A 12,172-nucleotide genomic window follows, 5' to 3' on the forward strand; every position below is an offset into this window, starting at 1 on the left:
AATGTAAAATATAAAGGTTACTCCATGTAGGGGCCAATATCCTGAGCGCCTACTATAACAATAAAAAATAAAGGAGATTGTCAATGTCAGCAACATTAATTAAAGGTACTGAAATACGTGAAGAGATTCTTGAAGAAATAACAGCCGAGGTAGCCGGGATCAAAGAAAAACATGGTGTTGTGCCCGGGCTTGTTACAATCCTGGTCGGAGAAAGTCCGGCATCCATTTCCTATGTTACCCTTAAAATCAAAACCGCGCACAGGGTCGGTTTTAATGAGGTTCAGGACAACCAGTCACCGGATATTTCCGAAGAGGATCTTCTTGCCTTGATCGATAAATATAATAACGATGAATCCATCCACGGCATTCTTGTGCAGCTCCCGCTGCCAAAGCATATAGACGAAAAAAAGATACTGAATGCCATAGATCCTGATAAGGATGTAGATGGATTTCATCCTGTAAATGTGGGCCGTCTTATGATAGGCGGAGATGAGGTTAAATTTCCGCCATGCACCCCTGCCGGTATCCAGGAAATGATAATACGCGCCGGTGTAGAAACAAGCGGCGCTGAGGTTGTTGTTGTGGGTCGTTCCAATATAGTTGGAAAACCGATTGCGAACATGATGCTCCAGAAAGGCGATGGCGCCAATTCAACTGTAACTGTAGTGCACACACGCACAAAAGATCTGGAAGGACACTGCAAACGTGCCGACATTCTGATTGTTGCAGCCGGAGTGCCCGGGCTGGTAAAGCCTGAATGGATTAAACCAGGCGCGTGCGTTATTGATGTTGGAGTAAACCGTGTTGGTGAAAAACCGAGCAAAAAGGATCCCAGCAGGATGGTAGCTGTCCTCAAGGGGGATGTTGATTTTGATGCAGCCAAAGAGATCGCAGGATCCATTACCCCCGTTCCGGGTGGAGTCGGCCCCATGACAATTACAATGTTGATGAAAAACACTTTGAAATCACTCAAGTTTAAACTGGGAATCAATTAATTGGGATTAACCCGCAAGTATAGATTGTCAGATATAAATTTCACAAGGCCAGAGGGAGGAAGGCGTATTGTAATACTCCGACGACCGATAACGCAGTGAAATTATTTATGTGACAATCTATAGTGTGACGCTGGGAAGCTTCATGATGGGAATAGCTTCCCAGCTCTAAAGGCATGATTTTTGCTTGATTTTTATGTATTTTTAAAATATAACTTGTAAGTCCAATTATTATGCGAAAGCAAATCTCTATCTTTGCATTAACCAACACCGGTTCATCGGTTAAACATATTACTGTTTCCAGAACTTTTATCTTTTGCATTTCTTTTTTTATTCTTGTCGGCCTGGTGTCATTCGGTTTTGTCCTTTATGATTACGTAACTGCAAAGCAAATAGCAGTTAACGCGCACAACTTTGAGAGAAAAAATTCCGTTCAGCAGGACGAAATATTCGAGCAGAGAAAGCAGATACAGAATTTAGCGGATAAGATTGAAGCATTCAAGACGAAACTGACATCATTAAAAAAGTTTGAAAAAAAGATACGGGTTATTGCAAATATTGAAAAATCTGATGATCTGAACGATTTTTCAGGAGTCGGCGGATCTAATCCGGAGATCCTTGACACACGGATACAGGTTACAAAAAAACATAACAGTTTGATCAGGGAAATGCATGAACAGTTAGAACAATGCGATCGTGCAGCGGAAGCCCAAAAAAATGATTTTGAGACTCTTGCTAAAAAGCTGGCGCACCAGCAGAATATCCTGGCATCCACACCTGCCATACGCCCCATTTCCAAAGGATGGATCTCATCCAAGTTCGGATACCGGGTATCTCCCTTTACAGGACGTAAAGAATTCCATAAAGGGATTGATTTTGCGGCACGAAAGGGCGATCCGATTTTCGCAACCGCTGATGGTCTTGTAACATTTTCAGGAATTAAAGGAGGGCTTGGCAAAGCAGTTGTTATTGACCACGGACATGGGATGTCGACACGTTATGGGCATGCATGTAAACTTTTGAAAAAACGGGGAGACCGGGTAAAAAAAGGCGATATTATCGCTCTTGTCGGCAGTACAGGACGCAGTACCGGATCTCATGTTCATTATGAAGTTAGGCTTAATGGTATAGCTGTAAACCCTGACAAATTCATACTAAACTAATTTTTAGGGAACTGGAAGGGAATAATCTACGCATATCGTGCAGAATTTTTGTTCGTCTTCAAGGCGTGGTAACAGTTGCATAGTGAACTATACAACTGTTACCGCAACGTAGAAGACGGACAAAAGGGCAAGCAGGATGCGTAGATTATTTTCTGTAAGTTCCCTTATTACACCTCAAAAAAATCGACAATTCATTTCTGAATAATTCCGCTTAAAGAACAGGGAAGTTATTTCATCCTCGTTCCTAACCACCAATGAGGTCTTTTAATAGATGATCGGCCAGTTTTTAACAAAAATATTCGGCAGTAAAAATGAACGTGAATTGAAAATACTTCAACCGGCTGTTCAGTTGATAAATTCTTTGGAACCGGAAATGCGTGCGCTGAGTGATGACGAACTCATGGCAAAAACAGGGTACTTCAAAGAACAGAACGAGAATGGGGCAACACTTGGAGATATCCTGCCGGAAGTCTTTGCCACAGTGCGGGAAGCTTCCAGGCGAGTACTCAAGATGAGGCATTTTGACGTTCAACTTATCGGGGGAATGGTACTTAATTCCGGCAATATCGCTGAAATGAAAACAGGAGAAGGGAAAACCCTGGCTGCCACTCTTCCCGCATACCTTAACGCGTTAACAGGTAAAGGCGTACATATTGTTACAGTCAATGATTATCTTGCAAGGCGCGATACGGAATGGATGGGTCAACTATATAATTTTCTCGGGCTTTCCGTGGGCAGCATACTGCACGAAATGGATGATGCCGAGAGGAAGGAAGCATACGCGTCAGATATAACTTACGGGACCAACAATGAATTCGGGTTTGATTATTTGCGGGATAATATGAAGTTTGATATTGAGTCGCTTGTTCAGCCTATGCTAAACTTTGCCATAGTTGACGAGGTTGACAGTATATTGATAGATGAGGCCAGAACACCTTTGATTATATCGGGTGCGGCAGAAAAATCGACGGATCTCTATTATCAGATCAATAGAATAATACCGCGTCTTAAAAGGGATATTGATTACGCGATAGACGAAAAAGCCAGAAGCTCCATGCTGACCGACGAAGGCGTCGTAAATTTGGAAAAAATTTTTAAGGTCAACAACCTTTACGACCCCAATCATATTGAACTTCTCCACCATATTAACCAGGGTTTGAAAGCTCATTCTCTTTTTAAACGCGATGTCGATTATATAGTTAAAGAGGGTGAAGTTATAATTGTAGATGAATTCACAGGCAGACTTATGCCCGGGCGCAGATACAGTGAGGGACTGCATCAGGCCCTGGAAGCGAAAGAGGGTGTAAAAATAGAGAATGAGAATCAGACCCTTGCCACGATTACCTTTCAAAACTATTTCAGGATGTATGACAAACTATCCGGAATGACCGGAACTGCGGATACCGAAGCCGGTGAGTTTAAAAAAATATATGACCTGGACGTTGTCGTAATTCCGACTCACCAGGAAATGATAAGAAATGATTATCCGGATCAGATCTATAAAACCAGGAAAGAAAAATATAATGCCGCTATGGACGAGATTGTCAAACTCCATAAAAAAGGGCAGCCCGTGCTGGTCGGCACTGTTTCAATAGATGTGTCCGAAGATTTTTCGGAAAAACTGAAAAAAAGGGGGATAAAGCATACTGTCCTTAATGCAAAAAATCATGAAAAAGAGGCTGAAATAATCAGCATGGCAGGGCAGAAAGGTGCAGTAACTATTTCAACAAACATGGCGGGACGCGGGACTGACATTGTTCTTGGTGAAGGAGTCGCCGATCTGGGCGGATTGCATATTATCGGGACGGAAAGGCATGAAAGCAGGCGGATAGACAACCAGCTAAGAGGAAGATCGGGCAGGCAGGGCGACCTTGGTTCCTCACGATTCTACCTCTCCCTCGAAGATGATCTGCTTAGAATTTTCGGCGGCGATAGAATAACCAAGGTTATGGAAAAACTTGGAATGGAAGAAGGGGAACCTATTGAGCACAATCTTATCAGCAGGGCAATAGAGAATGCCCAGGCAAAGGTTGAAGGCCGCAATTTTGATATAAGAAAGCAGTTAATAGAATACGATGATGTCATGAATCAGCAAAGGGAGGTAATCTACAAGCAGCGTCGTGAAGCTCTTGAAGGAAAAAATCTGAAAGACGCGATTAAGGATATGATATATGATCAATCAGAAATAATTGCCGGCAATTTTGCAGATAATAAAACCTTTTCCGAGGAATGGGATTGGGATGGCATTAAAAAAATGGTTCGTAAAAAGTTTCATTTTAATTTGAACGGTATAGATGACGATACAATGGATGGTTTGACAATAGAGGGCCTGACAGAGTTGATATACGAATCATCCATGGGGATATATAAAATTCGTGAATCTATTATAGGTGAAGAAGATTTTAGAACTTTTGAACGGATTGTAATGCTTCAGACTGTTGATAAGTTATGGAAGGACCATCTCCTAAGCATGGATCATCTTAAAGAAGGTATCGGTCTCAGGGGTTATGCCCAGCAGGATCCTCTTATAATTTATAAAAAAGAAGGGTTTGAAATGTTCCGGGAGATGATATCAAGGGTCAAGGAAGAGATAGTCGGACTCTTGTTCAGAATCCGGATAGAGCAACCGGAGAGGATAGATGATCTGAAACGGCCAAAAGAACAGGATCTTGTCTTCTCCGGCGGAGATGGGAGTGAAACAAAAAAAATGCCTGTCAAGCGCGCTGAAAGAAAGATTAGCAGGAATGCGCCTTGTCCGTGTGGAAGCGGTAAAAAATATAAAAAATGCTGCGGAAAATAATTGTGTATACAAGTTATCCATTTAGTCGGCGCAGGAGCACGATGCATCGTGCCCCCATAGTCAAAAATAGCTCGGGTTAGGTTAAAGGTAGTGGCCTTTACTCATGTGTATAGTGTTTAGTACTAGTAATGAGTTAAAAAATAAATACTTGCCTGTTAATCTCACATTATCCAACTCAATTTTTTTCCTTTTGCTCCTGAAGGTAGATAGATTATTCCGTTCGTTCTATTTAAGTTAGTTATAAATATATCAATAATTTTAAAAAGTTACGCAATAAATTCACCGCTCTTTATATAACACCCGCTTTATATCGTATAAATAAAGCAAGAGCGTTTGAAAAATTTAAATAAAATTATTGACAATCCTTTATTATTGAATTACTAGTAGCGCCATCACTCTACCGCAAGGAGATTGATGGTATTTTATTAAATAAAACAATTGGTTGGGAGATTACTTATGCCGGTACCAAAGCGTAAAACATCAAAGTCAAAACGTGATAAACGGAGAACCCATAAAAAGATTGAAGGTCAGGCGGTCATGACCTGTCCTGATTGCGGGGAGGCAAAACTGCCGCATCATGTATGCCGGGAATGCGGTATATATAGAGGACGTAATGTTATAGATACTGAAGGATAATAAGCAGCAATTCCCGACCAAAAGTAAGATAACATATTTAAATTATTGGTATTTTATGATTAGGGCTTGCAATTTTTTTGGAAAAAGCAATAGCTATCAAATAGCTATGACCTCATCGGGAATTGCTGGATAATAAACAATCAAGGGGATGCTAACATATGGCGGAGACTGAAATTGAGGGGGGTGCTCATCTGAAAGGCCTTGACGAGGATTTAATGCAGATGGTCCTCGATACTGTAGATCAGATCAGAAAGCGGCTTCTTACCAGGGAAACTATTCTCGAATTTGACAAGAATGATATCTTCCCGGAAGAGATAATAAGGACGATGCTAGGCCCGGATATCGGGTTGCATCTTCTTTTTATCCCTGAAGAATATGGGGGTATGGGGGGCGGTGCTCGGGATTCATGCGCGCTTGTTAGGGTCATCTCCGGAATATGCCTTGGTGTCAGCACGGCATTTTTTGCGATTCAGCTTGGTGCCGATCCTATATTGGTCGGCGGAACGGAGGAACAGAAACAAAAGTGGCTTGGCGCTATATCTTCAGGTGAAACACTGGTCGCATATGCGGTTACAGAAGCCGAAGCCGGCAGCAACCTGGCCGCCTTAAAAACCAAAGCTGAACCTGTAATGGACGATGCCGGACAGGTAACAGGATACAAGATTAACGGTTCAAAGCAGTTTATCTCCACCGGAGGATATGCCGATTTTATTACGCTCCTGGCGAAAACTCCTGAGGGGCCTACTTTTTTTGTTGTTGAAAAGGGCGCAGAGGGTTTTGTACAGGGCAGGGGTGAGGAAAAGCACGGGCTGCATGCGTCTAATACCTCTCCATTATCATTTACCGATGTTTTAGTCCCTGTGGAGAACCTTATAGGGGGTATTCCGGGGCAGGGTCTTAAACAGGCCGGTAAGGTTTTTGGATATACAAGGCTAATGGTTGCTGCCATGGCTATTGGAGCAGGCGAAGCCGCCTTGAATATCGTGATTCCTTATGCGAAAGAGAGGATCCAGTTCGGTTCTCCTATTTCAGAAAAGCAGGGCTACACTCACAAACTGGTTGTTCCCAATGCGGTACGGATGGAGGCTGCAGTGGCCTACATGGAAGAAGTGGGCTTGCGTTGTGATTCAGGAGAGGAAGGGCTTGACGTGGAGGGCTCAATCGCCAAGCTGTTTGCTACGGAAACGGCCAACAAGACTGCGGAGGACGCTATTCAGGCGCTTGGCGGGTATGGTTATATATGCGAATATGAAGTTGAAAAGATCAAAAGGGATGTAAAAGTTACTTGCATATACGAAGGTACAAGTGAAATTCAGCAGAATATCATCAGCACATTCAGGTGGAAAAAGACAAGGAAAACAAAAGGGGCTTTTTATAAGGATATGGCCCTGGAAATGGAAGAACTTGACGCTGAAATGGGTGATATAGGATGCAGATATTATGGCCTTTCAGCCGGAGGGCTGAATGAGCTTATTGGTGTAGTCCATGAAAACAGGCTCACCAGAAAACAGTTTGTGATGTTTGCTTTGGCTGATTTGATGACTTTGGTGGAGGTGGGTGTCAGTTTTGCCCGCAAGGCATTTGCCCTTACAAAAGAAGGAAGTCCTGATGCTGAAAAGATCAGGGCGATGAATCGTATTTTTGCCAATGAAGTCGCTGAGTTCGCTGCAGGAAGCATACGCAAAATACTTATGGGGACCGGGCAATTTGATAATTCTTTTAAAACCGGTTTCATGGAAAAAATATCGTATGACCAGCTTTCAGGCAGTTGTGAAAATATCATAAACGATATGGACCAGGTGGCTGATATACTTTTTGCGAGGTAATGATGGCAGCTATTAATAAACGAATAGTGGTGGTAACCGGTGCTTCCAGGGGAATAGGTCGCGCCATATGTATATCCATGGCGGAACCGGGAACGGAAATTTATTTTAACTATTATGTTCCCGGAGATGATTCTGCTGAAGTTGCCGCCGCTGCCGAGACGGAAAAACTTATTCTGGAAAAAGGCGGAACCGCCACAAGCAGCAGTGTCAATGTTGCATCAGAGCAGGAAGTTGTTGCTTTTTTTAAAAATATCATTGATAAAGCCGGTAAAATTGATGTCCTGATCAATAATGCCGGGATTACCAGGGACAGCCTGCTGGTCAGGATGAAGGAAAAGGACTGGGATGCAGTTCTTGGTGTAAATTTAAAAGGAGCTTTTCTCTGTACTAAGGCTGCTGCCAGGGAAATGATGAAAAACCGTTACGGACATATTATTAACATTGCTTCGGTTGTGGGTGTGATCGGCAATCCGGGGCAGGCAAATTATGTTGCTTCCAAGGCGGGAATAATAGGATTGACAAAATCGGCCGCAAGAGAGCTTGCATCCCGTGGGATTACGGTTAATGCAGTAGCTCCCGGCTTTATTGAAACGGATATGACGGCTGCGCTTTCGGACAAGGCCAGGGAGGCTATGTTAAATCAGGTTCCTCTTGGACGTCCCGGCCGGCCCGAAGATGTTGCGGAGATAGTTGCTTTTTTGGCCTCTGATAAAGCTTCTTATGTTACGGGCCAGGTAATTCATATAAGTGGTGGAATGTATATTTGAAAGGAGTAATGTTAAATGCCAATAGCTGAACAAGTAAAGAAGATAATAGCAGATAAACTTAGTGTTGAACTTGAGGAAGTTGTGCCTGCGGCATCCTTTGTTGATGATCTGGGAGCCGATTCACTTGATCTGGTTGAGCTGATTATGTCCATAGAAGAGGAATTTGATGTGGAAATATCGGATGAAGATGCGGAAAAGTTGATCATCGTTCAGGATGCCATGGATTATATAGCGAAGCATGAATAAGGAGAGGTTTTTGTTGGACAGAAGGGTAGTTATTACTGGTGTGGGACTTGTAACCCCTTTGGGGATAGGCGTTGATGAGACCTGGGCGGCTCTGTGCGCAGGCCAGTCGGGGATTGATGAAATAACAAGATTTGATGCTTCGGCCTATGCGACAAAAATTGCTGGAGAGGTGAAGGGCTTTCGCCCCGAAGACTTTTTGCAAAAAAAGGATGCTAAACGGGTTGAGCTTTTTTTGGCCTATGCTGTAGCGGCAACCCGTATGGCCATTGAAGATTCCGGGCTGATTATAGACGATTCAAACAGAAACAGGGTTGGCATTATAACAGGATGCGGACTCGGCGGGCTTAATATGATAGAGCAAACGAGCGTCATGATAAGTAAAAAGGGACCAAAAAGGATTACACCCTTTTTTATTCCCATGATAATAGGCAACATGGCTCCGGGGATGATTTCTATTTATTTTGGCGCCAAAGGTCCCAACTCTTCAATCGCCACCGCCTGCGCTGCCGGCACCCATGCAGTTGGGGATGCATACAAAACCATAGTAAGGGGCGCAGCCGACGCAATGATCACAGGAGGCGTGGAGTCTGTGATAAGCCCGTGCTGTATCGGTGGCTTTAATGCCATGAAAGCTCTTTCCATCCGCAATGATGAGCCTCATAAAGCTTCACGGCCTTTTGACCGTGATCGTGATGGTTTTGTGGTTGGCGAGGGAAGCGGCATCCTTATACTCGAAGACCTCGAGTGTGCACTTGAAAGAGGCGCTCACATTTATGCGGAAATAGTCGGATACGGTATGAGCGGTGATGGTTACCACATAGCCGCGCCTGCTCCCAATGGTGAGGGAGCCGCAAGATGTATGCAGGCGGCCCTTGATAATTCCGGTATATCGTATGACAAGATAGACTATATTAATGCTCACGGAACATCAACCCCGATAAATGATTTTTATGAAACAATGGCTATCAAGGAAGTCTTTAAGGATTATGCCTCTAAAATCGCCGTCAGCTCAACCAAGTCGATGACAGGCCACCTGCTTGGCGGTAGCGGAGGTGTTGAGGCGGTTTTTACTGCCAAGGCGATTTATGAAAGTATAGCCCCGCCCACCATAAATCTTGACAATCCCTCAGATGAGTGTGACCTTGACTATGTGCCGCATATTGCGCGTAACATGAATATTGATTTCGCAATGACAAACTCATTCGGTTTTGGCGGGACAAACGCAAGTCTTATTCTAAAAAAATATTCCTAAATTGTTTTTAAACGAAACGTGGGGGTTCAAGATTTTGAACCCCTACATGACTATTATATCGTGATCAACATAGAAAATATTTCCAAAAGCTTTGGAGGCAATGCACTTTTTAAAGGGATTAGTTTCAGGGTTAATCCCAGGGAAAGAGTCGGTATTGTGGGGAGAAACGGCCACGGCAAAACTACTCTTTTCCGGCTTATAATCGGAGAGGAAGACTTTGATGGCGGTTCCATAACAGTTACGAAAAATTACCGGATAGGCTATGTGCTACAGCAGCTTGATTTTACAGAAGATTCCATTCTTGCAGAGGGTGAAAAAGGTCTGCCGGAGCATGAACGTGATCAGTCATGGAAAGTCGAAAAAATTCTTACTGGATTGGGATTCGCTTTAAATGATTTGAGTAGACACCCAAAAGAATTCTCCGGTGGATTCCAGGTCCGCCTGAATCTTGCCAAGGCGCTTGTATCCGAGCCCGATCTCCTCCTTCTTGATGAACCGACCAATTATCTTGACATCACCTCCATACGATGGATAGAGCGTTTTCTTAATAACTGGCCCCGTGAACTGATGCTGATATCACACAACAGAAGTTTCATGGACAGTGTCGTTACTCATATTGTGGGTATTCATCGCAAAAAGGTTCGCAAGGTAGCCGGTAATACTGAAAAATATTATCAACAGATAGCCCAGCAGGAGGAGATATACGAGAAAACACGCATCAATGATGAGAAACGCAGAAAGGATGTTCAAATTTTCATAAACAGGTTCAGGGCCAAGGCAAGGCTCGCAAACCTTGTGCAGTCAAGAATCAAATCTTTGAACAGGATGGAAAAAAGGGAAAAGCTGGAAAAACAGGATGACCTTGAGTTTTCATTCAGAAGCCTCTCCTTTAGAAGTAAATACCTGATGAGCGCGGATAAAATTTCATTTGCATATGATAAAGAAGATTTCATTATTAAAAATTTTAATATTACAATAGGGGCCGGAGATAGAATATGCGTAGTCGGGCAAAACGGTCGTGGTAAAACAACTCTTCTTAAACTGTTGGCCGGCGCGCTGCGGCCTGATCAGGGTGAAATAAAATATAATCCGGCCGCATCAAAAGGTTTTTTTGAGCAGACAAACGTAAAAAGCCTTAATGACAGCTTTACCGTGGAGGAAGAAATTTTATCGTCTCACCGTGATGTTGACAGGCAGATGGCCAGGAATATTTGTGGGGCCATGATGTTCGGGGGAGATGCGGCCTTGAAAAAGATACGCGTTCTTTCCGGAGGAGAAAAAAGCAGGGTAATGCTGGGCAAGCTTCTTGCAGCACCGGTTAACCTGTTACTCCTTGATGAGCCGACAAATCATCTGGATATGGAATCGAGTGATGCTTTGCTGGAAGCGATCGATGATTTCGATGGAGCCGTTGTAATGGTTACCCATAACGAGATGTTTTTGCATGCTCTGGCGGACCGCTTAATCATATTTCAGAATGGGTCCATTGATCTTTTTGACGGCTCTTATCAAAGTTTTCTTGATAAAGGCGGCTGGGGAGATAATAGTACCGAAAAAGAAGCCTCTCATAGCAAGGGATTGCCTGCTAAAGAGACGGGTGCTCAAATAAATAAACAAAAATCAAGGCGTGAAAGATCAGGGCTTTTGTTTAAACGTTCCCAGGTGTTGAAACCGCTTAAACAGAAGATAAAAAAAGTTGAGGAAGAAATAGAGCGTTGCGAAAAACAACTTGATAGATTAAATTTGGAAATTGTGGATGCATCACATAAACATGATGGTGAAAAAATAGCAGAGCTGTCCATAGGGATTCATGTATGCAACTCGAAAATCGATTCTTTTTATGATGAACTGGAGGAATTGACAGATACTCTTGCGGAAGAGGAAAAGGAGTTTGGTCAATTTATTGACGTTTGATTTTTATAGGTTTTCATATAAAAATTGCAGGGTGGATTAAGGAGCGTAGCGACGACCCACCAAAGTTAACAATATTAAACAGTTATTTAGTTTGTAAATTTTTGACCATATAATCGTCTTTTGGGCATAATAATGAATAAAAAAAGCAAATTTTTTTTTTATTACTGGTTTCCTCTTTTATTATACTGTGTTCTTATCTACAGCCTTTCGTCCGATAAGTATCCTGTTCATGTCCCCAAATCTTTTTCTGCAGATAAATTCATTCATTTTTTTGCATATGCTTTTCTTGGGTTGCTTATTATAAGAGCATTCGCAACCCTCTGGATTAAAGAGAATATAGTTTTTCTGATTATTATCAGTACGCTTTTGTCGACTCTTTACGGCCTCAGCGATGAAATGCATCAGTATTTTGTTCCATACAGATGCGCTGATGTTAAGGATGTTTATGCCGATTTGCTCGGCAGTGCTTTTGGTGTATATGTTTATTATTTGTTATCTATTAAATACCATGTCCCGGTATTAATTCCCGGATTGACAAATTTGTGTAAATTTTGTAGAAAAGATTAATAATTTTTT

At 42.7% G+C, this 12,172-nt stretch carries 9 protein-coding genes and 2 pseudogenes; all 11 read left to right on the top strand.

Annotated elements, in window-relative coordinates:
- Positions 1-83 precede the first annotated feature (83 nt).
- The 11 genes and pseudogenes from folD (at position 84) to BuS5_RS05610 (ending at position 12,163) form a co-directional block, all read left to right on the top strand.
- Complete coding sequence (gene folD / locus BuS5_RS05565; RefSeq protein ID WP_027352552.1) at positions 84-995, top strand: bifunctional methylenetetrahydrofolate dehydrogenase/methenyltetrahydrofolate cyclohydrolase FolD; 912 nt, start codon at positions 84-86, stop codon at positions 993-995.
- Between the two features lie 230 nt (positions 996-1,225).
- The gene (locus BuS5_RS05570) at positions 1,226-2,155 is read left to right on the top strand and encodes a M23 family metallopeptidase (RefSeq protein WP_027352553.1); all 930 of its coding nucleotides are present in this window, start codon (positions 1,226-1,228) and stop codon (positions 2,153-2,155) included.
- Between the two features lie 271 nt (positions 2,156-2,426).
- Entirely contained in the window at positions 2,427-4,955 is a 2,529-nt protein-coding gene (secA, locus tag BuS5_RS05575; RefSeq protein ID WP_027352554.1) for a preprotein translocase subunit SecA, read from the top strand.
- Positions 4,956-5,411: 456 nt separating this feature from the next.
- Complete coding sequence (gene rpmF, locus BuS5_RS05580) at positions 5,412-5,591, top strand: 50S ribosomal protein L32 (protein ID WP_027352555.1); 180 nt, start codon at positions 5,412-5,414, stop codon at positions 5,589-5,591.
- Positions 5,592-5,749: 158 nt separating this feature from the next.
- Positions 5,750-7,417 carry an acyl-CoA dehydrogenase family protein gene (locus BuS5_RS05585; protein ID WP_051374495.1) on the top strand — a complete coding sequence of 556 codons (1,668 nt, stop codon included), beginning with the start codon at positions 5,750-5,752 and terminating at the stop codon, positions 7,415-7,417.
- Positions 7,417-8,184 carry a 3-oxoacyl-[acyl-carrier-protein] reductase gene (gene fabG, locus BuS5_RS05590; protein ID WP_027352557.1) on the top strand — a complete coding sequence of 256 codons (768 nt, stop codon included), beginning with the start codon at positions 7,417-7,419 and terminating at the stop codon, positions 8,182-8,184. Before BuS5_RS05585 ends, fabG begins: the two co-directional genes overlap by 1 nt.
- Positions 8,185-8,199: 15 nt before the next feature.
- The gene (gene acpP / locus BuS5_RS05595; protein ID WP_027352558.1) at positions 8,200-8,430 is read left to right on the top strand and encodes an acyl carrier protein; all 231 of its coding nucleotides are present in this window, start codon (positions 8,200-8,202) and stop codon (positions 8,428-8,430) included.
- Positions 8,431-8,443: 13 nt separating this feature from the next.
- The gene (fabF, locus tag BuS5_RS05600; RefSeq protein WP_027352559.1) at positions 8,444-9,682 is read left to right on the top strand and encodes a beta-ketoacyl-ACP synthase II; all 1,239 of its coding nucleotides are present in this window, start codon (positions 8,444-8,446) and stop codon (positions 9,680-9,682) included.
- Positions 9,683-9,742: 60 nt separating this feature from the next.
- A pseudogene (locus tag BuS5_RS20375) lies at positions 9,743-10,540 on the top strand (ATP-binding cassette domain-containing protein); the annotation flags it as partial.
- 111 nt (positions 10,541-10,651) lie between these two features.
- Positions 10,652-11,596: pseudogene (locus tag BuS5_RS20380) on the top strand (ATP-binding cassette domain-containing protein); the annotation flags it as partial.
- A 132-nt stretch (positions 11,597-11,728) separates the two neighbouring features.
- Positions 11,729-12,163: a VanZ family protein gene (locus BuS5_RS05610; protein WP_051374496.1), complete on the top strand. Its 435-nt coding sequence runs from the start codon at positions 11,729-11,731 to the stop codon at positions 12,161-12,163.
- Positions 12,164-12,172: the final 9 nt, after the last annotated feature.

This window comes from Desulfosarcina sp. BuS5, from assembly GCF_028752835.1.
Classification (GTDB): domain Bacteria; phylum Desulfobacterota; class Desulfobacteria; order Desulfobacterales; family BuS5; genus BuS5.